This is a genomic window from Amycolatopsis sp. CA-126428, from assembly GCF_002904335.1.
In the GTDB taxonomy this organism is placed as follows: Bacteria; Actinomycetota; Actinomycetes; order Mycobacteriales; family Pseudonocardiaceae; genus Amycolatopsis.
In genome coordinates, this window is sequence record NZ_PPHF01000074.1 from 368062 (window position 1) to 393890 (window position 25829).

The following is a 25829-nucleotide window of genomic DNA, read 5'->3' on the forward strand; positions in this document are numbered from 1 at the left end:
CAGGTGCTGTTAGCGTTAACAGCGCCTCGGATCAGCGTCGACCCCGAGGACCTTTCATGAGCCTGCGCCGCCTCCCGGCCATCGTCGCCGTCGCCGCCGCCCTGCTGAGCGCCCCCGCCGCGCAGGCCGCGACCTACCCCGACCCCGGTTACGTGACCGGGGACATCGAGGCGGTGCACGACCCGTCCATGATCCGCGCCGCGGACGGCAGTTACCTGCTCTACTCCACCGACCAGTACCTGCAGATCCGCCGCTCGACCGACCGGATCCACTTCACGAAGATCGGCTCGGTCTGGCCGAACGGCGCCCCGTGGACCACGCCCTTCACCGACCCGGCCAAGCCGGAGTACCTCTGGGCGCCGGACATTTCGTTCCACAACGGCAAGTACTACCTCTACTACGCGGCTTCGTCGCTCGGCTCCCGCAACTCGGCGATCTTCCTCGCCACCAGCACCACCGGCCTGCCCGGCAGCTGGACCAACCAGGGGATCGTCGTGCAGACGAGCACGAGCAACGACTACAACGCGATCGACCCGAACCTGTTCGTCGACTCCTCCGGCCGCTGGTGGCTCACCTTCGGCTCCTGGTGGACCGGGATCAAGATGATCCGGCTCGACCCGGCGACCGGCAAGCGCAGCACCACCGACACCGCGCTGCGCGCCATCGCCCAGCGCACCGGCAGCACGTCGGCCGAAGAAGCGCCCTACATCATCCAGCACGGCGGCTACTACTACCTGTTCGTCTCGTGGGACCTCTGCTGCCAGGGCACGAAGAGCACCTACCGCGTGATGGTCGGCCGTTCGACGTCGATCACCGGCCCGTACACCGACCGCAACGGCGTCCGGATGACCGCCGGCGGCGGCACGCAGATCCTCGCGAGCCACGGCGCCGTCCACGGCCCCGGCCACGTGGCCGTGCTGCACGACACGGACGCCGACGTGCTGATCTACCACTACTACTACTCGGACGCGACGCCGCTGACGGGCAAGCTCGGCATCAACCTCATCGGCTACGACAGCGCCGGCTGGCCCTACGTGTACTGACCCGCGGATCAAACGACCTGTACCCCGCCGATCGGAAGTCCGTCCATGCACCGGTTCCTGTCGTTCCTCCTCGCTCTGCTCGTCGCGACCGGGCTTTGTGCCGCACCGGCGCCGGCGTCGGCCGCTCCCGCTCCGAGGCCGAAGCACCAGGTCACCTTCGACAAGTACTCGCTCATGCTGGACGGCCGCCGCCAGGTGGTCTGGTCGGGCGAGTTCCACCCGTTCCGGCTGCCGAGCCCGGACCTGTGGCGCGACGTCCTGCAGAAGATGAAGGCCACCGGGTACACGGCGGTCTCGATCTACTTCGACTGGAACTACCACTCGCCGGCGCCCGGGGTGTACGACTTCACCGGCGTCCGCGACATGGACCGCGTGCTCGACCTCGCCGCCGAAGCCGGGCTGTACGTCATCGCGCGGCCCGGCCCGTACATCAACGCCGAGGTCACCGGCGGCGGATTCCCGGCGTGGCTGAGCACCCAGGCCGGCCGGGCCCGCAGCGACGCGCCGGACTACCTCGCCGCGGCCGACGAGTGGCTGTCGCGGATCGACGCGATCATCGGCCGCCACCAGTACACCGACGGCCGGGGCCCGGTGATCCTCTACCAGATCGAGAACGAGCTTTCCGCCACCGGGACCGCGCAGCGCAACTACATCGCCCACCTCCACGACAAGGTGCGGGCCGACGGGATCACCGTCCCGGTCTTCCACAACGACAAGGGCCGCAACGGGATCTGGGTGCCGCCCGGCTCCGGCGTGCCCGGCACCGTCGAAGGCAAGGTCGACCTCTACGCCTTCGACGGCTACCCCGGCGGCACCTGCCGGACCGACGCGACCCCGGGCAACCCGAACACCGCCCCGGACTGGGGGACGTACGGGCCCGGCGGGGCGAAGGGCGGCGCGAGCGCGTCGCCGAACACGCCCGGGTTCGTCGCCGAGTTCGGCGGCGGCTGGTTCGACTACTGGGGCAGCAACGGCACCTACCCGTGCACCGCGGTGCGGCAGGGACCGGGCTACGAGCGCGTCTTCTACGGCACCAACCTGGCGAACGGCCTGACCCTCCAGAACTTCTACATGACCTTCGGCGGCACGTCGTGGGGCGGGCTCCCGGCGCCGGTGGTCTACAGCTCCTACGACTACGGCGCGGCGATCGACGAAGGACGTCAGCTCCGGCCGAAGGCGTTGACGATGAAGGAGATCGGCGGGTTCCTGGCCACCGTCCCGGACTTGGCCAAACTGGACCGGGCGGCGCCGGTGACGCCGTCGTCGGCCGCGGTGAAGGTCTACCACAACGTCAACCCGGACACGGGCGTGCACTTCTACCTGCCGGTGCACTCGCCGTCGAACGCCACGACGGACGACGCGTTCACCTTCCCGCTGTCCACATCGGACGGTGACTACACCGTCCCGGTCCGGCTGACCGGGCAGGACGCGAAGTACCTGGTGGCGAACTTCGACGTCGCGGGTCAGCACCTCGTGTACTCGACGTCGGAGCTGATGGCCCAGGCCGCCGGGACCGTGCTGCTGCACGGACGGCCGGGCGAGGACGGCGAGACGGTGCTTCGGTACGCGACACGGCCGCGCGTGGACGTCCTTGCGGGGAACGTCACGACCACCTGGTCCGGCAACGACCTGCGCCTGAACTACCGCCACGACGGGCTCGCGCGCGTCCGGATCAGCGGCGGCGGCCGCCCGGCCGTCACGCTGCTGCTCGCCGACGACGCGACCGCGGACACCTTCTGGGCGGCCGGCGGCCTGCTCGTGCGCGGGCCGGACCTGGTGCGCACGGCCCAGGCCGGGTTCGTGCTGACCGGCGACACGAAGGCGCCGAGGGACCTCGAAGTGTGGGGCGCCCGCGGTCCGCTGCTGTGGTGGAACGGCGCCCCGGTGCCGGCGCGGCCGACGGCGTCGGGCAGCTTGCTGGCCTTCCGGCCGCTGCCCGGTCCCGCCGACCCGCGCCTGCCGGAGCTCACCGGCTGGCGCTCGGCGCCGGGGTCCCCGGAGGCCGGACCGGGGTACGACGACTCGGCCTGGCCGTCCGCGGACCGGACCACCACGAACAGCACCACCCCGCCGCCGGCCGGGCAGCCGGTGCTGACCGCGGACGACTACGGCTTCGGCGTCGGCGACGTCTGGTACCGCGGCCGGTTCACCGGGGCGCCGGGGGAGCAGGTCAGCCTCCGCTACGGCGGCGGGGGTGCGGGCATGCTGCAGGCGTGGCTGGACGGGCAGTACCTCGGCCAGCACGTCGTGCCGTCGGCGCTGCCCGCCCCGCCGACGACCGGCACGGCGGCGTTCACCGTCCCCGAAGGCCTGCGCGGCGACGGCCCGCACGTGCTGTCGGTGATGGTCCGGAACAACGGCCACAACGAGGACGGCGGCGTCAACGACGCCCACAAGGAAGGCCGGGGGCTCATCTCGTCGTCCCTGACCGGGGTGGCGTGGAAGCTCGAGGGCGGCACGGCGGACCCGGTGCGCGGCCCGCTGAACAACGGCGGTCTCGCGGGCGAACGCGCGGGCTGGCACCTGCCGGGCTTCCCGGACCGCGCCTGGACACCGTCGCCGGTCCCCGCTCCGGCGGCCGACCCCGGGACGACGTGGTACCGCACGACGTTCTCGCTGCGGGTCCCGCGCGACCAGGACACATCGGTGGGCCTGACGATCGGCGATCCCGCAAAGCCCCGCTCCGGCGGCCGGTACCGGGTGCTGGTGTTCCTCAACGGCTGGAACGTCGGCCAGTACATCGGGGACGTCGGGCCGCAGCACACGTTCGTGCTGCCGAACGGAATCCTCGACCCCCACGGCCGCAACAGCCTGGCCCTGGCGGTGACCAGCGACGGCGGCCCGGGCAACGGCCTGGAGAAGGTCGCACTGACGGACTTGGGCACCGCCCGCGGCGGCGTCCCGGTCCGGCCGGTGTTCTCACCGGGGTGGCGGCGCTGAGGACGTTTCGTGTCTTCGGCGACGGGGTAGAAGGGTGATCACTCGACGCTGATTTCCGTGGAAGGAGCCCCTCGATGAGCGCCGCCGACCTGTCCGCGCTGCTGCTGTCTGCGAAGACCGCGGAGCCCCGTCCGGGAACGCTGCGGGTCACGGTCACCGGCGAGATCGACATGGTGACGCGCTCACGGCTCGACGAGGAACTCGACCGCGCGGTCGCGGCGGCCCCGCGGCGGCTGGTGGTCGACCTGCTGGGCGTGGGTTTCTGCGGCGTGACGGGCATTGCGTCGCTGGGCCGCCTGCGGGCTCGCTGTGCCGATGCGGGGATCGACCTGGCGCTGAAGCCGTCCGGTGTGGTGCGGCGGGCCTTGGACCTCGCCGCGGTCGCCCCGCTGTTCCGGCTGGAAGGACGGCCGGAGCCGCAGCTCATCGCCCGGTGACGGCCGGCCCGGTGAACGTGCGCGCTTCTTCGTCCGCGGCGGCCCGCTCGCGGTCCGCGGCCGCCGGGTCGCCCGGACCCCCGCGGCGGAGCAGCGCCTCGGCGTGCCGGCGGCGCGAAAACACCACCGCGGGCCAGTGGGCCAGCGCGAGGTTGTGCCGTACCGCGGCCCGCAGGTGCGTCACCGCCCGGTCCGGGTCGCCGGCCGTGAGGGCCGTGGTCCCGAGCGGGTGGTGGACCGAGCCGAAACACGCGATGCCCAAGCTCGCCATCGCCGGCAGCTGCGCGAACGGCGCCAGCAGCTCGTGGATCCGCGCCGCCGTCGGCCGATCGTCGAGCAGGTAGGCCGTTTCCGCGGCGCCGCACAGCGAAGTCAGCCAGGTGCTCGACCGCGGCAACGCACCCAGGTCCTCGCCGCACAGCCGCGCCAGCGCGCCCGCGGCCGTGCGGCGGTCCCCGGCCGAGGCCGCGGCCACGGCGAGCGCCGCGTAGTACGAGTTGTCGATCGGGCTGAGCGTCGGTGAGTGCATCAGGCCGTCCAGCACCGGCACCAGCTCGCCGAGCCGGCCCTGGAACCACCGGATCGCCACCAGCTGCGCGCCGTACCAGCCGAGTGCGTCGAAGTCGCCGGCCGCCTGGCCGACCTCGGCGCAGGCCTGCGCCCCGGCCTCGGCCTCGCCGAACCGGCCGGCGCGGATGGCCAGCATGACCTTGAGCGCGTCGGCCACGAAGCCCGCCGCCAGGTGCTTGCGCTCGGCCAGCAGGTCGTCGAGCTCGCCGAGCCGCCGCTCGGCGTGCCGGTCGCCGGCCAGGAACAGGTCGACGGTGTCCCACAGCACGCCCATCACCAGGTCGGTGCGCCGTCCCGTGCGGCCGCTCACCCCGACCAGCTCCGTCGCGAGGGTGTACCGCAGCCGCGTGTGGTCCGGGCCGAGCAGGCAGTGGTGGGCCAGGCTCAGCGCCTCGGCGTGCGCGACCGGGTCGCCCGCCGCCCGCGTCCGCTCGGCCGCCGCGAGGACGCGGTCGTGGGTGCCCGCTTCGTAGTCCAGTTCGGCCGCGAGCCGGACCTGGAGCCGGTGACCCAGCGTGGAGCCGGGATCGACCTGCTCCAGCGCGTGCCGCAGCCGCGTCAGCAGCGACGCCGCCGCGACGGCCGTCCGGTGCTCGTGCACCCACACCCCGCCCAGGCCGAGGGCGGCGCGGGCGAGCGCGACGGCGTCCCCGGCCCGCTCGGCCCGGACGTAGGCGCTTTCGAAGTGTTCCCGGCCGGTCCGGAGGTCGCCGTCCTCGAGCAGCGCGTGTTCGCCCGCGGCGAGGGCGTCGTCGGGGGCGGTCACCACCGCCGTCGCGCGGGTGGCGAGCAGGGCCGGGTCCTGGGCGAGCACCTGACGGTGCACCTGCGCCAGCACCGGCGACGGCTCCACCCCGGCCGCGGTGATCAAGCCGTGCCGGGCCCGGCGGAACGCCTCCAGCGCGTCACTCTGCCGCCCGGCCCGGTAGAACGCCGTCATCAGCTGCGCCCACAGCCGTTCGTGGCCGGGGAACGCGGCGGTCAGCGCCTCCAGTTCGGCGATCAGCCCGGTGTCCTCGCCGATCGCGAGGTCGGCGTCGATCCGGTCCTGAACGGCGTTGTGGCGCAGCCGGTCGAGCCGCATCCCCTCCGCGGCCAGGGTTTCCACGTCGCCGAACTCCTCGTAGGCGGCGTGGCCGCGCCACAGGGCCAGCGCGGCGGTCAGCCGTTCCCGGGCGGCGGCGGGCTCCCCGGCGGCCAGCACCCGCCGTCCGTCGGTGGCGAGCCCTTCGAACCGCGCGGCGTCGAGGGCGTCGGCCGCCAGGTGCAGGACGTAGCCCGGCGGCCGGGTCACGATCGCGCCGGAACCCACCGTGCCGCGCAGCCGGGAGAGGTACGTCCGCACGGTCCGGCCGGCGTGCGCGGGCGCCTCCTCACCCCACAGCGCGCGGCCCAGCGCGGCGACGCTGACCACCCGGCCCGCCTCCGCCGCCAGCACCGCCAGCAGGGTCCGCAGGCGCGGCCCCCCGACGTCGCGCGGCTCGCCGTCCAGCCGCACTTCGAACGGTCCCAGCACCCCGAGGTCCACCCCGCCCATGCCCGCCCCTCCGCGACGCGGGTATCCCGCGCGCTTCGGCGTACAGGAGCGGGCCGCGCCGCCCGGGATACGTCCGACGCCCAAGTAAACCTCCGTCGACGAACTGTCGATCGACTGTCGACGGGCGCTGCGAGGCTCGCCCGGCGCGGACCGGGAGCGTCCGCGGCCACCGGTTCTTCGGGAGGAAGTCCATGAAACGCATGATTCGGGGTCTCGCACCGGTTTTCGCCCTCGCGGCGACGGGGGCGGCGGTGCTGGCGGGCGCGCCGGCGGCGACCGCGGCGCCGGCGCACAGCGCAGCGGTCCTCGAGGTGAAAAGCGCCACGTGGGGCCAGTTGCACGCCGGCGACTGCGAGCAGGACAACGGCACCATGGTGATCCGGTCGGACGGCACGGGTGACTGGAGCGCGACGACGCTGACGTTCCAGACGCACTCCGGCGACGTCTGGCACTCCAGCTTCGACTTCAAGACCACGGCCGGGACGCAGCTGTTCTCCGCGGGCACGTTCGACAGCCCGCGGATGAACGACGGCAACCCGCCGCCGCGCTACTTCTGGACGAAGCACTTCACTTACGACGCGTCGCTCTTCGGCGCTGTCAACATCTTCAAGACCATTCAGCACTCGAGCTGCTGACGGCGGGGTGAGAGCCGCCCCGGGTCACGGTGCGCCGGGACCCAGGGCGGTGCCCGCCACGGCCCCGCCGGGGCGGGGTTCCTTGAGTTCGACGAACATCGCGTGCGACGGCGTGCCGCCGACGTTCTCGCCCGAGTGCTCCTGGGCCGCGACCCAGCGCACCGCGCCGGCGGGCAGCTCCACGCCGACCTCACGGTCGCCGGCGGAGATCCGGCGGCTGAACGCGCTCAGCGTGACCATCACCGTGTCGGGGTGCCGGTGCGGCGCGGTCCGATCGCCGGGGACGTCCTGGTACTCCAGGACCCGCACCCGCTCGTTTTCGAAGACCACCCGGTACAGCTCGGGATTCGTTTCGGCCGGGTCACCGGTCATGGCGGCCTCCTTCGTGGGATTTGAGTACCATGATGGCATGGATGTCCCGTACGAGTCCACGGGCCGGAGCCGGCAGAAGGGGCGGACGCGGGCGGCCCTGGTCGCCGCGGCGCACGAACTGCTCGCGAACGGCGTCTCACCGACGGTCGAGGACGCCGCCGAGGCGGCCGGGATCTCCCGCACCACGTCCTACCGCTACTTCCCGAACCAGCGCGAGTTGCTGCTGGCGGCGTACCCGGAGATCCAGGACGACGCGGGCCTGCTGCCCGCGGACGCGCCCGCCGACCCGGTCGCGCGCCTCGACCTGGTGATGCGGGCGTTCATCGAATTCACGCTGCGCTGGGAGCCTCAGCTGCGCGCGCAGCTGAGGCTGTCGCTGGAGCCCGGCGCGCCGCAGCCGGTGCTGCGGCGCGGCCGGGCGATCCGCTGGATCGAGGAGGCACTGGCCCCGCTCGCGGACACGCTCGACGTCCACGCCCTGGCGGTGGCGATCCGCTCGGCGACGGGCATCGAGTCCCTGGTCTGGCTGACCGACATCGGCGGCCTCGACCGCGCCCGGGCGGCCGAGGTCCTGGCCGGTTCGGCCCGCGCGATCCTGCGCGCGGCCCTCGACCCGGCGGCTAGCTGATCGGCACCGTCGCGGTGCAGGACGCCGAGCCGTTGTCGAACGTCGCCGCCGCGGTGCCCATGGCCGTGGCCGGCAAGGTGGTGGTCGTCGGCATGGCGAAGTTCGTGTTCCCGGTCGTCGACGACGACTGCGAGTACACCGTGTGCGTCGTCGATCCGGTGCGGTACGAAATCCGCAGGGAGACCTTGCCCGCGACGTCGCCGATGTACGGCCCCGACGTGGTGTACCCGCCGACCACGCGGTAGTCGAAGCCGACGGCCTCGTAGCGCAGGGTCAACCTGCCGCTGAAGTCGCCGGCGTGGCAGAGGGCCGTCCGCTGGATGGTCGCCGCCGCCTCGGCCGTGGCCGGAACCGTCGTGCCGGCCAGCAGCGCCCCCAGCGCCACCAGCCCGGCCTGTACCGCAGTCTTCATTTCTTCCTCCCGCTGGCTTCGCCGGCATCCTGCCCGGTTCCGCTTCCGTTCCGCTTCCCTTCACGCGGTCGTGCGCACCAGCAGGACCGGGCAGGCGGCGTGGTGCAGGAGGGCCTGCCCGGTGGAGCCGAGCAGCAGCCCGGGGAACCCGCCGCGGCCGCGGTCGCCGAGAACGACCAGCTGGGCGGTGGCGCTGCGCTCGACCAGTTCCTTCCGCGGGTGCGCGTGCACGACGATCTGCTCGACCGCGACATCGCCGGTGTCGTGGGCGTCCACCCGCTCGCCGAGGAGCCGGCGCCCCGCCTCGGTGACGCACCGGGGGTCCCGGTGCGGCGGCGGGCTGTCCGCCCACGCGTGCAGGACCACCAGCGGCGCGCGGCGGGCGCGGGCTTCGGTGAGCGCGGTCGCCAGGACCCGGGCACCGGCTTCGCTGCCGTCGACGCCGGTGACCACCGGCCGGTCGGCCGCGCCGGGTTCGTCCCAGCTGTCCCCGCGGACGACGACGGTGTCGCAGCGGGCGTGGGTGCCGACCGCCGCGGCGACCGACCCCGCGAGCAGGCTGGTGAGCCGGCCGTGCCCGGTGGACCCGACGACGAGCAGCGCGGCCGACCGCGACGCCTCGATCAGGGCTTGGGCGGCGCGGTCGGGATCGAGCCGGGTGGCCGCGCCGGGGACCCCCTGCGCGGCGGCGAGCTCCTGCGCGGTCCGCAGCGCCCGCCGCCCCCGGGCGCGCAGGGCGTCGACCATCTCTTCGGGCGGCGGCACGACTCCGCCGGTGAGCAGGGCCGGCACGTCGAGGGCGTGCACGACCTCCAGCGGCGCGGCCCGCAGCCGGGCGGTCCGCGCGGCCCAGCGGACGGCATCGAGCGACTCGGCCGACCCGTCCACCCCGGCAACGATCGGCAATCCGGCGGCGGTCACCTCCAGACTGTAGGCCCGCCGCCCACCCCGGGACCGGAATTCCCCGGGCAACTCACGTACCCAGCCGGTCGGCTCGCGTACCCCGACGGTCGGCCCGCGTACCCGGAGAGTCGGCCCGCGTACCCGGAGAGTCGGCTGGACATTCACCTCGGTTCCGATCGGGCCGACCCCTCAGGACGCAGGCCGACCGTCCAGGTACGCGAGCCGACCGTCCAGGTACGCGAGTCGTCCGGCTGGGTACGCATGTTGTCCGGTCGCGGGGCGGGGCCGGGTCGGGCAAGATCTGCGGCGGTCGTTCCCCCTGACGAAGGAGCCCGATGGCGGTGCTGGCGGTGGCCGCGGCGGTGCTCGGCCTGCTCGTCGGGTCGTTCCTCAACGTCGTGATCCACCGCGTGCCGCGCGGCGAGTCGGTCGTCCGCCCGCCGTCGCACTGCCCGGGCTGCGGGCAGACGATCAAAGCCCGGCACAACGTCCCCGTCTTCGGCTGGCTCGTCCTGCGCGGCCGGTGCGCGGGCTGCGGTGCCCGGATCAGCGTCCGGTACCCGCTGGTCGAGCTCGGCACCGCCGTGCTGTTCGCGCTGCTGGCCCTGCGGCTCGACCCGCCGGACCTGCCCGCGTTCCTCTACTTCGGCGCGATCGGGATCGCCCTCGCCCTGATCGACCTCGACTGCCGCCGCCTGCCGGACGCCATCGTGCTGCCGTCGTACCCGGTCCTCGTCCTCCTGCTGACGGCGTCGGCCTGGTGGCGCGGCGACTGGTGGTCCCTGGCCCGCGCCGGGATCGGCGGCGCCGCGCTGTTCGGCTTCTACCTCGTCCTCGCCCTGGCGTACCCGGCGGGCATGGGCTTCGGTGACGTCAAGCTCGCGGGCCTCCTCGGCGGGATCCTCGCCTACCTGTCCTGGCCGGCCCTGCTCATCGGGGCGTTCGGCGGGTTCCTGCTCGGCGCGGTCGCCGGCGTCGTCGTGCTGGCGAGCGGCCGGGGCGGCCGCAAGACGGCGCTGCCGTTCGGGCCGTTCATGATCGCCGCCGCGCTGCTGGCGATCTTCGCGGCCGGCCCGCTCGGCCAGGCCTACCAGCGGCTGACCGGCCTGGCCTGAGCGGTCACCGGTTCCCCGACCAGCTCAGCACCGACACCTGACGCGCTCCCGCCGCCGGATTCGTCGGGTCACCGTCCACATAGGCCACCCGCGCCCGGGCCGACGGCGTCCCGGACGGCGCGCGACGAAGCCCTGCACGCAGAACCGGTTGCCGGAGTCGTCGCGCCGTGAGGCGTCGTTCGGGGTGGACAGGCTCAGCGGGATCAACGCGCTCCCCGCCGGACCGAGTCCGCCCGGAACCATCCACCTTGGACAGAGTGGTGGCCGTGTCGGTGAGGCCAACGGTCGTTGCGCCTTATTTGAACACGTTCAACTCTTGGGGTACCGTGAGAGCCAGCGAAGTGCGAAGGGGGATGCATGAAGATCGTGATTCCGGGCGGCACCGGGCACCTCGGCCGAGTGCTGGGCCGCGCGATGGCCGGTCAGGGGCACGAGGTCGTGGTGCTGACCAGGCGGGAGTCGCGCGCGGAGCCGGGGGTGCGCCACGTCCGCTGGGACGGCCGCGGCCCGGGCCCGTGGACGGCGGAGGTCGACGGCAGCGACGTCGTGCTCAACCTGGCCGGACGGTCGGTGAACTGCCGGTACACCCCGGCGAACCTGCGCGAGATGCTGAACTCCCGCGTCGACTCGGCGAGGGTGGTCGGCGGCGCGATCGCCCACGCGGCCCGCCCGCCGAAGGTGTGGCTGCAGATGAGCACGGCGACGATCTACGCGCACAGGTTCGACGCCCCGAACGACGAAACCACCGGAATTCTCGGCGGCGACGAGCCGGACGTGCCGGCCTACTGGTCCTACAGCGTCGACATCGCCAAGGCCTGGGAGCGCGAGCAGCGCCTGGCGGCCACCCCGGACACGCGCAAGGTGGCGCTGCGCGCGGCGATGGTGATGAGCCCGGAACCCGGCGGAGCGCTGGCGATGCTCCTGCGCTTGACGCGCCTGGGCCTGGCCGGCCCGGTCGCGGGCGGCGGCCAGTACATGTCGTGGATCCACGAGGAGGACATGATCCGGGCGATCGAGTTCCTCATCGAGCACGACGAGCTGAGCGGGCCGGTGAACCTGGCGGCCCCGGAGCCATTGCCGTACGCCGAATTCCTCCGCGCTCTGCGCTCGGCGGCGGGGGTGCCGGTGGGTCTGCCCGCGACGAAGTGGATGGCGGAGATCGGTGCGTTCGTGCTGCGCAGCGACACGGAGCTGCTGTTGAAGAGCCGCCGCGTGGTCCCGGGCAGGTTGCGCGAGGCGGGGTTCGAGTTCAGGTACCCGGAGTGGCCGGCCGCGGCCGAGGAGTTGGTGCGGCGGTCGCGGGAGCCGGTGAAGACGGTCAGCTGAGCCCGGCACCCGTTGGTTCGCGGGCCCGGGCGGTCGGTTCGCGTGCCTGGAGGGTCGGCTTGCGTACCTGGGCGGTCGGCTTGCGTGCCTGGAGGGTCGGGCGGCTCGGGGGAGCGGCGGGGCGGGGTCATGGTGGCCGCGGGGGAGAGGCGGTGCCGGGTCCACTCAGGACGGTCAGCCCGGGTCGGCGTTGTCTCGCAGCCGCCGCAGGACCAAGGCCAGGTGGAGGCGGAAGCGGCCGGCCGGTGAGTCGACCTCGAAACCCAGCACCGCCTCCGCGCGGGCCAGCCTGGCCGGCATCGTGCTGTGGTGGCGGTGCAGCGCCGCGGCCGCTTTGCGGGCCGAGCCCGTTGCGCACAGCGCGTCGAGGGCCGCCACCGTGTCCGCGCCGTGGGGTTCGGCGGCCAAGTGGTCGAGCGCCTGGACGTCGGCCAGTTCCGCGAGTTCCGCCGGCGCCAGTTTGCCCGCGAGCGCGGCCAGGCCGCCCAGCCGCTCCCACCACACCACCGGCTCCGCCGCCGAGGTGAACCGCAGGGCCGTCCGGGCCGCCGCCCAGGATCGGGCCACCTCGATCGCCGGTCCCTCCGGGCCGATGCCCGCGCGGGCGCCGTCCGGCAGCGAGGCCACCTCACCCGGCAGCAGGACCGCCCGCACCCCGCCCAGCCGCGCCGAACGGCCGGCGAGCGCCTCGACGCCCGTGCCCGCGAGCACGCGCAGCCGCGCCGCCGGGCCGAAGCCGAGCAGGTGCAGGGCCCGGGACCGCTCGGCCGTGCCCGCGTCCTCCGACAGCACCAGCTCCACCAGAGCGGGATCCCCGAGCTCGGGCAGCGGTACCCCGGAGTGCTCCAGCAGGATCGCGGCGGCGATCGCGAACCGTTCGAGCAGCATGTCGTCGAGCGGGACGGCCGCGCCCGCCCGGGCCACCCACACGACCACGCCGCCCTCGAGCGTCCGCGTGGCGGCCCCCGCGGGCGCCGCGGCCGGAGTGGCGACGCCGGCGCCCGGCGAAGCACGCAGCGACAGACCCTGGCCGGGAGCGTGCACGCCGACCGGGCAGCCGGCCAGGTCCGCCGTGCTGCGCACGAGAACGTCCAGACCCGCGCGGCCGGCGATCAGGCGGTCGAAAAACCCGATCACCCGCACGGCGTTCTCGGCGTCGGCGTCGAGCCCGGACAGCCGCAGCAGCAGCCCTTTCATGTCGCCACGATAGAGGCGCCCGCCACCGGATGGCGAGCACCGGGCCGGCAGCGCCGCCGCCGGCCCGGCGACGACCGGCCTGCCGCCGGGTGGCGTGGATTCGGGCCGCAACAGCCGCCGCGTGGCGGTGGCCCACGTCGCCTCATGCGGCCGATCATCAAACCATGACCTACGCGATCGATCCCGAGCTGCTGCCCTGGCTGGACATGCTCCCGGCCGTGACCCTCACCGACCACGAGTCCCTGCTGGCCGCGCGCTCCTCGATGGCCCAACTCCGCGAAGTCCTGCCGGCTTACGAACCGACCCGGCCGATCGACGTCCGGGACCTCACCGTGCCCGGGCCGTCCGATGCCCCCGATGTCCCGGTCCGCGTCTACGCCCCGGCGAACCGCGCCACCGCGGTGCCCGGCCTGCTCTACATCCACGGCGGCGGGTTCGTCCTGGGCGATCTCGACACCTTCGACACGCACGTGCTGCGCCTGGTCGACGAACTGGGCGTCGTGATCGTCTCGGTCGACTACCGGCTCGCCCCCGAGCACCCGTTCCCGGCGCCGGTCGAGGACTGCTACGCCGCCCTGACCTGGGTGGCGGCCAAGGCCGACGAGCTCGGCATCGACCCGGCCCGCCTCGGCGTGGCCGGCGAAAGCGCCGGTGGTGGCCTCTCGGCCGCGGTGGCGCTGCTGGCCCGCGACCGCGGCGGCCCGCAGCTGTGCTTCCAGTACCTCGGCATCCCGGAACTCGACGACCGCCTGGACACCCCGTCGATGCGGGCCTACACCGACACGCCGATCTGGAACCGGCCGAACGCGGTGCACAGCTGGACGAGCTACCTCGGCGCGGAACCGGGCGGCCCGGACGTCTCGCCCTACGCCGCCCCGGCGCGCGCCGCCGACCTGGCCGGGCTGCCGCCCGCGTTCGTGACGACCTGCCAGTTCGACCCCCTGCGTGACGAGGGGATCACCTACGCCCAGCGCCTGGCCCACGCCGGCGTCCTGACCGAGCTGCGCCACTACCCGGGGACGTTCCACGGCTCCAGCTTGGTCGAGGCGGCGGAGATCTCCCGCCGCATGTTCGCCGACGAGCTGGACGCGTTGCGACGCGGCCTCCGCATCACCGCCGGCTGACCAAAAGCGGCCGGCTTTCCTGTCGTGTGACAGGAAAAGCCGGCCGCCGCGAAGCCGAAATCAGTCCGCCGGATTGACGTCGATCAGCACCTTCCCCGTGATCCCGTCCTCCGACGCCGCGTGCGCCTTCGCCGTTTCCGCCAGCGCGAACCGGTGGACGGGCACCCCGCGATCCTCGCCGACCCCCAACGCGCCGTCCGCCAGCGCGGCCGTGATGTCCTCGGCGCCCGCGCGGAGCTTGTCTTCGCCCACCGTGTACAGCACCAGGAACTGGTACCGCGAGTTGAGCATCAGGTTCGGCCCGAACTCCAAGGTCACCGTCCCGGTGCCCCGGTCGTCGCCGTACGTGGCGACCGTGCCGCGGGGGCGCAGCACCTCCGTGTGCAGCTTCGCGTTGACCCCCATCGCGACCTCGACCACCAGGTCGACGCCGTCGGGGGCGACCTCACGGATGCGGGCGCCGAGCTCCGGATCGGGGTAGCGCAGCACGTGCTGAGCGCCGGCCGCCTGCGCGAGGGCGGCCTTTTCCGCGCTGCTGACCGTCGCGATCACCGTCGCCCCGGCCCACCGGCCGAGCTGGATCGCCGCGTTGCCGACCGCGCCCGCCCCGCCGCTGACGAGCACCGTGCGGCCGGCGAGCGCGCCGGGGGAGAGCCGGGTCGGGCCGTCCTCGGCGACCGTGAGCGCCCGGTGCGCGGTCAGTGCCGGGACGCCGAGGCCGGCGCCGGCGTCGAACCCGGCGCCGTCGGGCAACCGGACCAGCTTCGAGGCCGGCAGCACGGTGTACTCCTGCGCCGTGCCGGACTCGGGCCCGTACGCGCCGGCGAGGATCAGCCACACGCGGTCGCCGGGTGCGAAGCCGGTGACGTCCGGGCCGACCGCGTCGACCACGCCCGCGCCGTCCTGGTTGGGCACCGTTTCCGGGACCTCGGCCCCGGGTTCGGCGCGCAGGCCGCCGCGCGCTTTCCAGTCCGTGGGGTTGACCGCGGACACCACGATCCGGACACGGACTTCGCCCGGCCCCGGGTCCGCGACGGCTCGCTCCGACAGCTCCAGTACCTCGGGTCCGCCGTGCCGGCGGTAGACGACTGCCTTCATGCCGGGTGCAATCCGCGGACGGGCCGGGATATTCCCGGGACCCGCGGAAATGCGCCGGGAAATCGTTTTTCGGTGCCGGGAAAGCGCGAAAACGAGATCCCCCGGGTGGGCGATCTTCGGCGCTCGCGTCAGCGAAATCGGGGGCCGTCGCAGAAACTGGGGCGCGTGGGAGAGGAAAAGAGCACGCCGGGGGATGAGCGGCCGAAGCGCGACGACGGTGAGCCGACGCCGATCTTCGACGCCGTGTTCAGCGCGACGCGCGCGCAGGCGAAAGTGCCGAATCCGGCGCGGGAACCGGACGAATCCGGGCGGTGACCGAGCAGCCGGCCGGCGAGCGGACCGCCGACGTACAGCACGTTGTTCGACGTCCGCGACGAACATGTAGCATCTCGGGTGCCCGAACACCCGTGGCCGAGGAGTGAGCCGGTGGCCGGCGTTGTCAACAGCCTGATCGCTGCCGAGTACGCGGCGGGAGCGTCCATCTCGGAGCTGGCCGAGCGCTGGGGGATCGACCCCCGGCAGGTCGTCGAGCGGATCTCGGGGCCACCCGCTCCTGAGGCGGGTCAGATCGCGCGTTCCCCCTTGCCCAGCACGACGATGCCGCCCTCGCTGACGTGGTAGTGCCCGCGGTCGCGGGCCAGGTCGACACCGATGTGCGCGCCGGGCGGGACCACGACGTTCTTGTCCAGGATCGCCCGCCGCACCACCGCGCCGCGGCCCACGCGAGCGCCGTCGAGCAGGACCGAACCCTGCACCACCGCGCCCTGCTCGACGAGGACGTCGGGGGAGAGCACCGAGTCGACGACCTGGGCGCCGGAGATGATGCAGCCGTTGCTGACGATCGACTGGTTCGCCGAGCCACCTTCGACGAACTTCGCCGCCGCGCGCTGGCCCGGGTGGGCGAGGATCGGCCACTTCCGGTTGTAGAGGTTGAAGATCGGGTGCGTCGAAATCAGGTCGGTGTGCGCGTCGTAGTAGCTGTCGATGGTCCCGACATCGCGCCAGTAACCGTGGTCGCGTTCGGTTTCCCCGGGCACGACATTGGTGTTGAAGTCGTAGACGGCGGCTTCACCCGATTTGACCAGCGCCGGGATGATGTCGCGGCCCATGTCGTGGTGCGAAGCGGAGTTTTCGGCGTCGGCGTGCAGCGCCTCCAGCATCACCTTCGTCGTGAAGATGTAGTTGCCCATCGACACGAACGACTCCTCGGGGGAGTCCGGCAGGCCCGGCGGGTCGGCCGGCTTCTCCATGAACGCGTCGATCATCAGCCCGTCGGTGGTCCGGATGACGCCGAACGAACTCGCCTCCGCCCGCGGGACGCGGATCCCGGCCACCGTGACGCCGGCCCCGGACGAGATGTGGGCGTCCAGCATCTGCCGGGGGTCCATCCGGTAGATGTTGTCCGCGCCGAACACCGCGATGTAGTCGGGGTCCTCGTCGTAGACCAGGTTGAGGCTCTGGTGGATGGCGTCGGCGCTGCCCTGGTACCAGCGCGGGCCCAGCCGCTGCTGCGCCGGCACCGGCGTGACGTACTCGCCGGTCAGCGCCGAGAGGCGCCACGTCGTCGAAATGTGCCGGTCGAGCGAGTGCGACTTGTACTGCGTCAGCACGCACAGCCGCCGGAACCCGCCGTGCACCAGGTTCGACAGCACGAAGTCGACCAGCCGGTGCACGCCGCCGAACGGCACGGCGGGTTTCGCGCGGTCGGCCGTGAGCGGCATCAGGCGCTTGCCCTCGCCGCCCGCGAGGACGATGCCCAGCACGTCGGCTCCAGTTGTCACGACGACCTCCCGCACGCTTCGTAGAGGGCGACCGTCCGCTCGGCGATCGCCTTCCAGCCGAACTCGCCGACCGCGCGCTCGCGGCCGGCGGTGCCCATCGCGGCGGCCCGGTCCGGGGAGCCGACCACTTCGTTCAGCGCGGCGGCCAGGCCCGCCTCGAACCCCTGCGGGTCCTGTTCGTCGTAGTGCACCAGCAGCCCGGTGCGCCCGTCGTCGACGACCTCCGGGATGCCGCCGACGTCGCTGGCCACCACCGGGGTGCCGCACGCCATCGCCTCGAGGTTCACGATGCCGAGCGGCTCGTAGACCGACGGGCAGGCGAACACCGCGGCGTGGGTGAGCAGCTGCACGACCTCGTCGCGCGGCAGCATCTCCGGGATCCACCGGACGCCGGTGCGGGTCTTCTCCAGCTCGGCGACCAGCCCCCGGAACTCGGCGTCCAGTTCCGGGGTGTCGGCGCCGCCCGCGCACAGCACCAGCTGGACGCCCGGGTCGAGCTTCGCGGCCGCGCGGACCAGGTGCGGGACGCCCTTCTGCCGGGTGATCCGGCCGACGAACAGGACGTACGGCCGGTCCGGGTCGATCCCGTGCTTGACCAGCGCGTCGATGCCCGGGTCGGGCCGGTAGAGCGTGGTGTCGATGCCGTTGTGGATCACGTGCACGCGCTCCGGCGGCACCGCGGGGTAGGCGGCGAGGACGTCCCGGCGCATGCCGCCGCTGACCGCGACGATCGCGTCCGCGGCCTCGTAGGCCTCCCGCTCGATCCACGACGAGACGCGGTAGCCGCCGCCCAGCTGCTCGGCCTTCCACGGCCGCAGCGGTTCGAGCGAGTGCGCGGTGACGACGTGCGGGATGCCGTGCGTCATCTTCGCCAGGTGCCCGGCCAGGTTCGCGTACCAGGTGTGGCTGTGCGCGAGGTCGTGACCTTCGAGCGCGTTGGCCATCGAGACGGCGATGTCCATGGTCGTGAACGCGGGCTGCCGGTAGCCGTGCGGGTCGGTGTGCCCGGTGGCGCCGGGCCGGTCCGCGCCCCAGCAGTGCACGTCGAGGTCGACCAGCGGTCGCAACTCCCGGGCGAGGAACTCCACGTGGACCCCGGCGCCGCCGTAGACCTCCGGCGGGTATTCGCGGGTGAGCAGACCGACCTTCATGATGCGAACCCTAGGGCCTCACCCGCCCGTGGCGCAGTCTGGCGGACCGGGGAATTCCGCGAGTTTTCCGTCACTGCCGGGGTGATCGGGGCGTGTCCACGCCGGCGCGGAGCGGACCAGCCGGCCGTCCGGTCCGCTCAGCTGCGGGTTCGCCGGCCGGCCTGCTCCACTGTGGACGACCCGTGGCCCGGCGCGCGGCCGGGCCACGAGCCCGCTCAGCGCCGGTACGGGATGGCCCAGTCCTCCCCGCAGTACCAGCAGGTGCCGACCGAGACGTCCGCGGCGCCTTCGACCGGGTGCCAGCCGTCGACGCGCACGCTGTATTGGCCGGCTGGGACGTTCGCGAACGCCACGTGCCCTTCGGCGTCCGACACGGCCGACGCGGCGACCGAGCCGTCGGCCCGGTCGAGCAGGTCGACCGCCGTCCCGGTGATCGGCTCGCCCGCGTCGACCGTGTAGTTGCCGTTGTCGTCGTGGTAGATCACGCCCGCGGTGGCGCCCGGCGGAGCCGGCACGTGGGCAATGAGGTCGACCTCGGGCCGCCCGTTCCCCGGGCCGGGTTCGACCCCGAAGTCGCAGGCCAGGTGGACGGCGCCGTAGGGGGTCGCGCCCGCGGGGACGGTGCCGGTTTCGGTGAACGTCCGCGTCCGGCCCGCGGCCAGGTCGATCGCGGCCGGGGCGGTGATGTCCCAGTCGGTCCAGCCCAGCAGGTGCGCGGCGGAGCCGAAGCGGTCGCACCCCGCGGTGATCCCGTGCAGGTCGCCGCCGCTGACGTTGGTCAGCGTGAAGGTGACCTGCGCGGTTTCGCCGATCTCGTACCGCGTCCGGTCGAACGAGCCGGTCACCTGCAGCTTCTCGGTGAACGGCCGGAGCGCGCGCAGTGGCACTGCCGGCCCGGGATCACTGCCGTCGACATCGACGTTCTGCTGCGCCGAGTCGTACACCCAGCCGTCCGGCAGGTTCCGGACGGAGATCCCGTAGCGCTGGGCGGGCAGGCCGGTGAAGGCGAACCGGCCGTCGGCGTCCGTGGTGACCTCGATCGTGTTGCCGGAACCCGTGCCGTACAGGTAGGCGACGGCACCGGGCAGGCCCTCGCCCGCGTCGAAGGCGCCGTTTTCGTTGCGGTCGCCGTAGAGGACACCGGACGCCGGCCCCTGGGTCGTCGTCGGGTCCACCATCGGGACGGCCAGGTCGCCGCCGGGGGTCCAGTCGGCGCGGAACCGGTCGTGCGGCGCGCCGTTCCAGGTCCAGACGACGGCGGTGATCGTGAACGTCCGGGTGGCGCCCGGGTCGAGCGTCACGCCGGCCTGCGGGCTGCCGCCGAGGTTCGCCCAGTCCTGGATCGACAGCCAGGAGCCGGAGAGGTGCTCGTCCCAGAGCGTGACCTTCGTCAGCGGCTGGTCGGTCGTGTTGGTGAGCGTCAGCGTGATCGGGAACGGTTTGGCGACCAGGTTCGGCCCGGCGCCGGCCGAGGCGGTGATGATCAGCGACGGGTCGTCGGCGTGGGCGGCCGGCACGGTGAGGGCGCCGGTGGTGAGCACGGCGGCGAGGACGGCGAAGAGCCGTCTCACCCCGCGCAGGGGTGTTCTGGACACGGTGGATCCCCCCGGAACGGCCGGGCCGGCGGCTCCCCGCGGCGCCGCCCGGCGATGGCGCAGAAGACTGCGATCATCGTCAAGCTAGCGAACGCGGAGCCGCCGGACCAGGGCCGACGGGGTGATCCGGCCCTGGGTGCGGCACCGGCCGCTGCCCGTCTCGGGGCCGGTGGGCAGCCGGTCCAGGCCGGGGGTCCACACCGGTCGGGCCGCCGCCGGTCCCCGGATCGCGATCCCGCCGCGGCGCGTGGTCACTCGCGGGCCCCGCTGCGGCATCCGAGGGAAGCCGATGCACAAGCGTTGCGTCGCGGTATAGCGTGGTTCGGGAACGAGTTCCCCGGTACGTCACCGGCCGCGGCGGTTGCCACACCGCGCGGCCGGCGCGATCCGGCTGACGCGGGCCGGATCGCCGGCGCCGGGCGGCGCCGGAGGGGACGCGGCCGGCCATCCCCCGCCGCCGCGTCCCCGCCGCGGCCTGCGTGTCTTCGCCGTTCGGCCGCCGGGAACATCGCTAAACTCCGTCCGTTCACGGTCAGCGAGGCGAAGGGGCACGGTGGAACCCGACAACGAGGCGCTCCCCGCCGCCGGGGCCTGGGCGCCCGGCAAGGTGGCCGAGCTGCTCGGGGTGTCGCCGGTGACGTTGCGCAGCTGGAGCGCGCGCTACGGGATCGGCCCGCCCGCCGGCGCCGGCCACCACCGCCGCTATTCCGACGCCGACGTCCGCCGCCTGCAGCACATGCAGCGGCTGGTCGCGCGGGGGATGCCGGTGCGGGAGGCGGCGGAGGCGGCGTTCGGCCGCGCGCCCGCCGGGCTCGAGGTGCCGGCGTCCCGCCGCGCGCACGAGCTCACGGACGCGGCGGAGGAGCTGCGGTACGCCTCGATGGCGGGCCTGCTGGACGAAACGCTGAGCACCCTGGGCCCGGCCGCGGCGTGGACCGAGGTGCTGGCGCCGGTCCTGCGCGGACTGGGCGACCGATGGCAGCGCGGCGATGTGTGTTTCGCGTCGGAGTGGGCGCTGACGTCGGAGATCTCCCTGGCGTTCGAGCGCTTCAGCCGCCGGTTCCCGGCGGCGGTGCCGGGCCGCCCGGTGCTGCTGGCCTGCTGCCCGGCGGAGCGGCACTCGCTGCCGATCGAGGCGCTGCGGGCCACCCTGGCCGAAGCGGCGGTCCCGGTGGCCTACCTGGGCCAGCTGGTCCCGGCGGAAACGGTGGCGGACCTGGCCGCCCGGCTGGACCCGGTGCTGGTGCTGCTGTGGTCGATGGCCCCGACCACGGCCGACGACCTCCTGGCGGACCGGATCCGCACCTCGGGCCGCGAAGTGGGCACGGCGGGCCCGGGCTGGGCGCACCTGGGCGATCGCGGGTTCCGGTGGGTGAATGATCTGGCTTCGGCGGTGGAACTGGCGCTGGACCACTCGCAGGTCTGACGGCCCAGCGCGGCGCCTGGCTCCGGGCGGTGCGATGCGGCCCGCGAACCGCACCACCGCGGCCGCGAACCGCGCCAATGCGGCGGCGGCCGCGAACCGCGTCACCCGCGGCGGCGGACGGAAACCACACCACTGCGGCGGCGGCCGCGAACCGCGCCACCACAGCCGCGAACCGCGGCGGCCCGCGGGGCCCGCCGCGGGCCCGGCTTGTGCCGGAGACCGGCTCGGACGAACCTCGCCCGGCCGCGGGCGGTCAGCCCAGCTCGGCCAGAACCCCGCGCAGTTTCGGCACCACCTCGTCGCCCAGCCGCTCGAACTCGCGCTTCAGCAGCGGGCTCGCGAGCTTCGCCCAGCCGTTGAACACGATCGTCGCGCGGTACCGGATCGTCGTGCCGTCCGGGCCGGACGTGAGCGTGAAGTCGTCGGTCGAGGTGGCGGTCTTGTTCTCGCCGACGAAGGTCACCTTGCCCGGTTCGCGGCGGGTCAGGCGGTAGTCCAGCTCCGTCTTCCGGCCGCGGAACTCCGACACGTTGTGCCACCGCGCACCCACCACGATCGGGCCCGGGTCGGTCCGGGTGCACGAGATCGTGCCCGGGTCCCAGTCCTCCGTGTGCGCGAAGTCGGCCAGGTACTGCGCCACGGCGCCGATCGGCGCCGCCACCTGGACCGTGCGTTCGACCTGGACCACTCCGGCCTCCCGAGTTCGTTGCAAGTTCGTTGCAACCTTACCGCGTCCCGCTCATCGGGGCTGACTGACGACATCGATGTCAGCGAGCCGGATTCTTGTCCTCCTTGTCTTCTTGACGGTGTCGGCGATCGCGGCAGAAGCTTCCTGGCAACGTTGTCAGTCCTCGGTGCCACACCCCGCCAGGTCCGGTCGCCGCTGGAAGAACCCGCTTGAAGAAACGGAGTCCGCATGGCGGAGGAGAACGAGCGCGCGGAGGTGGCCGCCCTGTCCCGTCGGCACGTCCTGACCGCGGGAACCGGGTTGCTGGCCGGATTCGGGCTGGCGGCCGTCCTGCCCGGCGTCGCCTCGGCCGTGCCGGCCGCGCCCGAGAGCCGCCGGAGCGATCTCGCCCTGTTCCGGCCGGTCCAGGTTTCCTCGACCGACTACGCCGCCACGCCCGCCGAGTTCGCCGTCGACGGCCTCGCCCAGACCGGTGTCCGCGGCTCCGGCTGGCGCGCCGCCCGCGGCGACGACCAGTGGATCGTCGTCGACCTGCAGGCCCCGTGCGCCATCGATTCCGTGGTCCTCACCTTCGAGGCCCGGCCCGGCGACCCGGCCTTCGACGCCGCCGCCTCCCGCTCCCGCACCAGCGGCTTCGAGATCCAGTCCAGCTACGCGACGGCGTTCGACCTCGACGCCTCCGGCGACGGCAAGGCGTGGCGCACCGTGCACCACACCGACGCGGGCACCGGCGGCGTCGTCACGATCCCCCTGGCCGTCACCGCGCGGTGGGTCCGCTTCACCGCGAGCCGCCGCTCGACGACGAACCCGCTGGGCCTCAACGGCTTCCAGGTCTTCGGGACCAGCCGCGAGGCCCGGCCCGCCGTCCGCGGCTGGACGAGCTTCCCGGTGCAGCCGGACGACGAGCCGCCCGCACTGGCCGTGGCGGCCGACGGCACCGTGCCGCTCGAATCCGGCTGGGTGCTCACCATGGACGACTGGGCACCCACCGGCGACGGCAAGGTGCTCTCCGATTCCACTGTGGACACCCGCGGCTGGCTCCCGGCGACCGTGCCCGGCACGGTGCTGGCCTCGCTCGTCGAGCAGGGCCGGCTGCCCGACCCGGTGTCCGGGATGAACAACCTGCACGTCCCGGAAGCGCTTTCGCGTCACGCCTGGTGGTACCGCCGCCGCTTCGCCCTGCCGCGCGGCCTAGACACCTCCCCGGGCCGCCACGTCTGGCTCGAGTTCGACGGTGTCAACCACGAAGCGCGGATCTGGCTCAACGGGGCCGAAATCGCCACGCAGAGTCACCCTTTCGGCCGCGGCGTCCACGACGTCACCGCCGCCCTCCGCCGCACCGGCGAGCAGGTCCTGGCCGTGCGGATCGCGCCGATGCCGCGGCCCGGCAGTCCCGGCGACAAGGGCGCCGCCGGCAGCTCCTGGGTCGACGCCGGCGGCACGATGTTCGACAACTCGCCGACCTACCTCGCCGTCTCCGGCTGGGACTGGATGCCCGCGGTGCGCGACCGCGCGGCGGGCCTCTGGGACCACGTCCGCCTGCGCTCGACCGGCGCCGCCGTGCTCGGGGACGTCCGGGTCGACACGAAGGTGCCCGACGGCAAGACCGCCGAGGTCACGCTCACCGTCCCGGTGCGCAACGCCGCCGCGACCGCCCAGCGCGTCAAGGTCACCGCCGCCTTCGGCCCGGTGAACCTGGCGACCACGGTCACCGTCCCGGCCGGGCAGAGCACCGACGTCGTGTTCCCGAAGCAGCGGGTCGAGAACGCGAAGCTCTGGTGGCCCAACGGCTACGGCGACCCGGACCGCTACGACCTGACGCTGACCGCGTCGATCGGCGCCGCCACGAGCGACCGCCGGACGGTCAAGATCGGCCTGCGCGAAATCGGCTACGGCTACGACCTGCCGATCGTCATCGCCGACGGCCGGGCCACCCAGACCGTCGACCTCGGGCCGCAGAACGCCCGGTTCGTCCGCATGCAGGGGCTCAAGCGCGCCACCGGCTGGGGTTTCTCGCTCTGGACGATGTCCGTGCCGGACAGCTCGGGCACCGACCTGGCGCAGGGCAAGCCGTCGGCGGCCCAGTCGGTGGCCGACGGCAACCCGCCCGAGCGCGCCTTCGACGGCGACCCGAACACGCGCTGGACGTCGGCCTACGAAGACAACCAGTGGCTGCAGGTCGACCTCGGCACCGCGACGGCGTTCGACCGCGTCGTGCTGACCTGGGAAACCGCCTACGCGGCGACGTTCAAGATCCAGGTGTCGCAGGACGGCGACACCTGGACCGACGCGGCCACGGTCGTCAACAGCCCGAAGCCGCTGACGTTCCTCGTCAACGGCGTCAAGATCTTCGCCCGCGGCGGCAGCTGGGGCTGGGACGAGCTGCTGCGCCGGATGCCGGCCGAGCGGGCCGACGCCGTCGTCGCGATGCACCGCGACATGAACTTCACGCTGATCCGCAACTGGGTCGGCTCGTCGTACCGGCCGGAGCTGTTCGACGCCTGCGACAAGTACGGCATCCTGCTGTGGAACGAGTTCTGGGACGGCTGGTCGACCGACCCGGCCAACCACGACGTCTTCCTGGCGCAGGCGAAGGACACGGTGCTGCGCTACCGCCACCACCCGTGCGCGATCGTCTGGTTCGGCTGCAACGAAGGCACCCCGCCGCCGGCCATCGACAACGCGCTGCGCGACCTCGTCCACGCGCACACCGACCTGCTCTACCAGGGCAATTCGGCGGGCGGCGTGATCACCGGCGACGGGCCCTACTACTGGCAGGACCCGAAGCGGTACTTCTCGGGCGAGGCGACCGGCGGGAAGTACGGGTTCTGGAGCGAGATCGGGCTGCCGACGGTGTCGGTCGTCGAAAGCATGCGCAACCTGGTCGGTGCCGGGGATCCCGGCTGGCCGATCGGCGCGCCCTGGTTCCTGCACGACTGGTCGACGGGCGGCAACCAGTCGCCGCAGAGCTACCTCGCGGCGATCGACGCCCGGCTCGCGCCGTCGACGAGCCTGGCCGAGTTCTGCCGCAAGGCGCAGTTCGTCAACTACGAGAGCATGCGCGCGATCTTCGAGGCGTGGAACGCGAAGCTGTGGGCCGACGCCACCGGCGTGCTGCTGTGGATGTCGCACCCGGCGTGGCACAGCACGGTGTGGCAGACCTACGACTACGACCTCGACGTCAACGGCAGTTACTACGGCGCGCGCAAGGGCTGCGAGGCCCGGCACGTCCAAGCCGACCTGACGACGTGGCAGGTGCGCGTGGTCAACCACACCCCGGCCGCGCTGACCGGCGTGACCGCCACCGCGCGGCTCCACGGCCTCGACGGCGTGACGCTCGGCAAGGCCCAGGAGCAGAAGCTCGACGTGGCACCGGTTTCGGCGGCGGCCGCGTTCGCCGTCCCGTTCGCCGACGGCCTGCCGGACCTGCACCTGCTCCGGCTGACCCTGACCGACGGCCGCGGCACGGTGCTGTCGGAGAACACGTACTGGCGCTACCGGACGGACGCGGCGATGCGGGCGCTCAACCAGCTCCCGGGCGCACGCCTGACCACGTCGCTGCGGCCGGACGGCGACGCCTACACCGCGACGATCCGCAACGACGGGCGCACGGTCGCGGCGATGATCCGGCTCTCCCTGCGCGAACGCAACGGCACCGACCGCGTGCTGCCGACCCGCTACGGCGACAACTACTTCTGGCTGCTGCCGGGGGAGAGCCGCACGATCCGCGTCGAGCCGCGACGGCGGGTGCCGAACGCGAAATTGCTGGTGGAGGCGTACAACGTGGCTGCGAAGCTGATCTAGCCGCGGTTTTGTCGGACCCCGTCGCTACGCTGGCGAGGCTCGCGAGC

The 25829-nt window shown here is 73.4% G+C and carries 22 protein-coding genes; 11 read left to right on the top strand and 11 right to left on the bottom strand.

The window, feature by feature from the left end; all coding sequences use genetic code 11:
- The first annotated feature begins 56 nt into the window (after positions 1 to 56).
- The 3 genes from C2L58_RS20105 to C2L58_RS20115 all read left to right on the top strand — a co-directional run bounded on the left by C2L58_RS20105 (position 57) and on the right by C2L58_RS20115 (position 4420).
- Positions 57 to 1043, top strand: a complete 987-nt coding sequence (locus C2L58_RS20105; protein WP_103339127.1) for an arabinan endo-1,5-alpha-L-arabinosidase — start codon at positions 57 to 59, stop codon at positions 1041 to 1043.
- A 45-nt stretch (positions 1044 to 1088) separates the two neighbouring features.
- Positions 1089 to 3983, top strand: a complete 2895-nt coding sequence (locus tag C2L58_RS20110; protein ID WP_103339128.1) for a beta-galactosidase — start codon at positions 1089 to 1091, stop codon at positions 3981 to 3983.
- A gap of 74 nt (positions 3984 to 4057) precedes the next feature.
- Entirely contained in the window at positions 4058 to 4420 is a 363-nt protein-coding gene (locus C2L58_RS20115) for an STAS domain-containing protein (RefSeq protein WP_103339129.1), read from the top strand.
- On the opposite strand, the gene C2L58_RS20120 is transcribed toward C2L58_RS20115, so the two are convergent.
- Entirely contained in the window at positions 4407 to 6527 is a 2121-nt protein-coding gene (locus C2L58_RS20120) for an AfsR/SARP family transcriptional regulator (protein ID WP_103339130.1), read from the bottom strand. The two genes, C2L58_RS20115 and C2L58_RS20120, sit on opposite strands and share 14 nt — an antisense overlap.
- 191 nt (positions 6528 to 6718) lie before the next feature.
- Here C2L58_RS20120 and C2L58_RS20125 point away from each other — a divergent pair, with 191 nt between their 5' ends.
- Positions 6719 to 7162, top strand: a complete 444-nt coding sequence (locus C2L58_RS20125) for a DUF6294 family protein (protein ID WP_103339131.1) — start codon at positions 6719 to 6721, stop codon at positions 7160 to 7162.
- Positions 7163 to 7186: 24 nt separating this feature from the next.
- On the opposite strand, the gene C2L58_RS20130 is transcribed toward C2L58_RS20125, so the two are convergent.
- Positions 7187 to 7534, bottom strand: a complete 348-nt coding sequence (locus C2L58_RS20130) for a cytoplasmic protein (protein WP_103339132.1) — start codon at positions 7532 to 7534, stop codon at positions 7187 to 7189.
- Positions 7535 to 7571: 37 nt separating this feature from the next.
- On the opposite strand from C2L58_RS20130, the gene C2L58_RS20135 reads away from it, so the two are divergent.
- Positions 7572 to 8162: a TetR/AcrR family transcriptional regulator gene (locus tag C2L58_RS20135; protein WP_103339133.1), complete on the top strand. Its 591-nt coding sequence runs from the start codon at positions 7572 to 7574 to the stop codon at positions 8160 to 8162.
- Here the strand turns inward: C2L58_RS20135 and C2L58_RS20140 are convergent.
- The gene (locus C2L58_RS20140; RefSeq protein WP_103339134.1) at positions 8155 to 8574 is read right to left on the bottom strand and encodes a hypothetical protein; all 420 of its coding nucleotides are present in this window, start codon (positions 8572 to 8574) and stop codon (positions 8155 to 8157) included. The two genes, C2L58_RS20135 and C2L58_RS20140, sit on opposite strands and share 8 nt — an antisense overlap.
- A 60-nt stretch (positions 8575 to 8634) precedes the next feature.
- Positions 8635 to 9495: a universal stress protein gene (locus C2L58_RS20145; RefSeq protein WP_103339135.1), complete on the bottom strand. Its 861-nt coding sequence runs from the start codon at positions 9493 to 9495 to the stop codon at positions 8635 to 8637.
- A gap of 317 nt (positions 9496 to 9812) precedes the next feature.
- Here C2L58_RS20145 and C2L58_RS20155 point away from each other — a divergent pair, with 317 nt between their 5' ends.
- Positions 9813 to 10592 (top strand): prepilin peptidase, encoded by a 780-nt coding sequence (locus C2L58_RS20155; protein ID WP_103339137.1) that lies wholly within the window; start codon positions 9813 to 9815, stop codon positions 10590 to 10592.
- A gap of 357 nt (positions 10593 to 10949) precedes the next feature.
- Positions 10950 to 11918, top strand: coding sequence for a TIGR01777 family oxidoreductase (locus C2L58_RS20165; RefSeq protein WP_103339139.1), 969 nt, complete (start codon positions 10950 to 10952; stop codon positions 11916 to 11918).
- Positions 11919 to 12092: 174 nt separating this feature from the next.
- On the opposite strand, the gene C2L58_RS20170 is transcribed toward C2L58_RS20165, so the two are convergent.
- On the bottom strand, positions 12093 to 13115 hold the full coding sequence (locus C2L58_RS20170) for a helix-turn-helix domain-containing protein (RefSeq protein WP_103339140.1): 1023 nt from the start codon (positions 13113 to 13115) through the stop codon (positions 12093 to 12095).
- 164 nt (positions 13116 to 13279) lie between these two features.
- On the opposite strand from C2L58_RS20170, the gene C2L58_RS20175 reads away from it, so the two are divergent.
- Positions 13280 to 14239 carry an alpha/beta hydrolase gene (locus C2L58_RS20175; protein ID WP_103339141.1) on the top strand — a complete coding sequence of 320 codons (960 nt, stop codon included), beginning with the start codon at positions 13280 to 13282 and terminating at the stop codon, positions 14237 to 14239.
- Between the two features lie 60 nt (positions 14240 to 14299).
- Here C2L58_RS20175 and C2L58_RS20180 read toward each other — a convergent pair whose 3' ends face one another.
- Positions 14300 to 15337 (bottom strand): NADPH:quinone reductase, encoded by a 1038-nt coding sequence (locus tag C2L58_RS20180; RefSeq protein ID WP_103339142.1) that lies wholly within the window; start codon positions 15335 to 15337, stop codon positions 14300 to 14302.
- Between the two features lie 72 nt (positions 15338 to 15409).
- On the opposite strand from C2L58_RS20180, the gene C2L58_RS48720 reads away from it, so the two are divergent.
- Complete coding sequence (locus tag C2L58_RS48720; RefSeq protein WP_146073637.1) at positions 15410 to 15652, top strand: hypothetical protein; 243 nt, start codon at positions 15410 to 15412, stop codon at positions 15650 to 15652.
- A gap of 248 nt (positions 15653 to 15900) precedes the next feature.
- On the opposite strand, the gene glgC is transcribed toward C2L58_RS48720, so the two are convergent.
- From glgC to C2L58_RS49275, 4 genes are all read right to left on the bottom strand, one after another.
- Positions 15901 to 17118, bottom strand: coding sequence for a glucose-1-phosphate adenylyltransferase (gene glgC / locus C2L58_RS20190; protein WP_199191343.1), 1218 nt, complete (start codon positions 17116 to 17118; stop codon positions 15901 to 15903).
- Positions 17115 to 18269 carry a glycogen synthase gene (gene glgA / locus C2L58_RS20195; protein ID WP_103339145.1) on the bottom strand — a complete coding sequence of 385 codons (1155 nt, stop codon included), beginning with the start codon at positions 18267 to 18269 and terminating at the stop codon, positions 17115 to 17117. The genes glgC and glgA overlap by 4 nt, the downstream gene beginning before the upstream one ends.
- 215 nt (positions 18270 to 18484) lie before the next feature.
- Positions 18485 to 19864 carry an MSCRAMM family protein gene (locus C2L58_RS20200; RefSeq protein ID WP_233225808.1) on the bottom strand — a complete coding sequence of 460 codons (1380 nt, stop codon included), beginning with the start codon at positions 19862 to 19864 and terminating at the stop codon, positions 18485 to 18487.
- Between the two features lie 84 nt (positions 19865 to 19948).
- Complete coding sequence (locus C2L58_RS49275; protein ID WP_158264143.1) at positions 19949 to 20119, bottom strand: hypothetical protein; 171 nt, start codon at positions 20117 to 20119, stop codon at positions 19949 to 19951.
- A 298-nt stretch (positions 20120 to 20417) separates the two neighbouring features.
- Here C2L58_RS49275 and C2L58_RS20205 point away from each other — a divergent pair, with 298 nt between their 5' ends.
- Positions 20418 to 21290: a MerR family transcriptional regulator gene (locus C2L58_RS20205; protein ID WP_103339147.1), complete on the top strand. Its 873-nt coding sequence runs from the start codon at positions 20418 to 20420 to the stop codon at positions 21288 to 21290.
- A 253-nt stretch (positions 21291 to 21543) separates the two neighbouring features.
- Here C2L58_RS20205 and C2L58_RS20210 read toward each other — a convergent pair whose 3' ends face one another.
- Complete coding sequence (locus C2L58_RS20210) at positions 21544 to 21978, bottom strand: SRPBCC family protein (RefSeq protein WP_103339148.1); 435 nt, start codon at positions 21976 to 21978, stop codon at positions 21544 to 21546.
- 228 nt (positions 21979 to 22206) lie between these two features.
- Between C2L58_RS20210 and C2L58_RS20215 the strand changes: the two genes are divergently transcribed.
- Positions 22207 to 25782, top strand: a complete 3576-nt coding sequence (locus C2L58_RS20215) for a discoidin domain-containing protein (RefSeq protein WP_103339149.1) — start codon at positions 22207 to 22209, stop codon at positions 25780 to 25782.
- Positions 25783 to 25829 lie beyond the last annotated feature (47 nt).

Bases quoted from the DNA above. Each gene is read 5' to 3' on its own strand.
- C2L58_RS20105 (WP_103339127.1), top strand. From the start codon at position 57: ATGAGCCTGCGCCGCCTCCCGGCCATCGTCGCCGTCGCCGCCGCCCTG.
- C2L58_RS20110 (WP_103339128.1), top strand. From the start codon at position 1,089: ATGCACCGGTTCCTGTCGTTCCTCCTCGCTCTGCTCGTCGCGACCGGG.
- C2L58_RS20115 (WP_103339129.1), top strand. From the start codon at position 4,058: ATGAGCGCCGCCGACCTGTCCGCGCTGCTGCTGTCTGCGAAGACCGCG.
- C2L58_RS20120 (WP_103339130.1), bottom strand. From the start codon at position 6,527: ATGGGCGGGGTGGACCTCGGGGTGCTGGGACCGTTCGAAGTGCGGCTG.
- C2L58_RS20125 (WP_103339131.1), top strand. From the start codon at position 6,719: ATGAAACGCATGATTCGGGGTCTCGCACCGGTTTTCGCCCTCGCGGCG.
- C2L58_RS20130 (WP_103339132.1), bottom strand. From the start codon at position 7,534: ATGACCGGTGACCCGGCCGAAACGAATCCCGAGCTGTACCGGGTGGTC.
- C2L58_RS20135 (WP_103339133.1), top strand. From the start codon at position 7,572: ATGGATGTCCCGTACGAGTCCACGGGCCGGAGCCGGCAGAAGGGGCGG.
- C2L58_RS20140 (WP_103339134.1), bottom strand. From the start codon at position 8,574: ATGAAGACTGCGGTACAGGCCGGGCTGGTGGCGCTGGGGGCGCTGCTG.
- C2L58_RS20155 (WP_103339137.1), top strand. From the start codon at position 9,813: ATGGCGGTGCTGGCGGTGGCCGCGGCGGTGCTCGGCCTGCTCGTCGGG.
- C2L58_RS20165 (WP_103339139.1), top strand. From the start codon at position 10,950: ATGAAGATCGTGATTCCGGGCGGCACCGGGCACCTCGGCCGAGTGCTG.
- C2L58_RS20170 (WP_103339140.1), bottom strand. From the start codon at position 13,115: ATGAAAGGGCTGCTGCTGCGGCTGTCCGGGCTCGACGCCGACGCCGAG.
- C2L58_RS20175 (WP_103339141.1), top strand. From the start codon at position 13,280: ATGACCTACGCGATCGATCCCGAGCTGCTGCCCTGGCTGGACATGCTC.
- C2L58_RS20180 (WP_103339142.1), bottom strand. From the start codon at position 15,337: ATGAAGGCAGTCGTCTACCGCCGGCACGGCGGACCCGAGGTACTGGAG.
- glgA (WP_103339145.1), bottom strand. From the start codon at position 18,269: ATGAAGGTCGGTCTGCTCACCCGCGAATACCCGCCGGAGGTCTACGGC.
- C2L58_RS20215 (WP_103339149.1), top strand. From the start codon at position 22,207: ATGGCGGAGGAGAACGAGCGCGCGGAGGTGGCCGCCCTGTCCCGTCGG.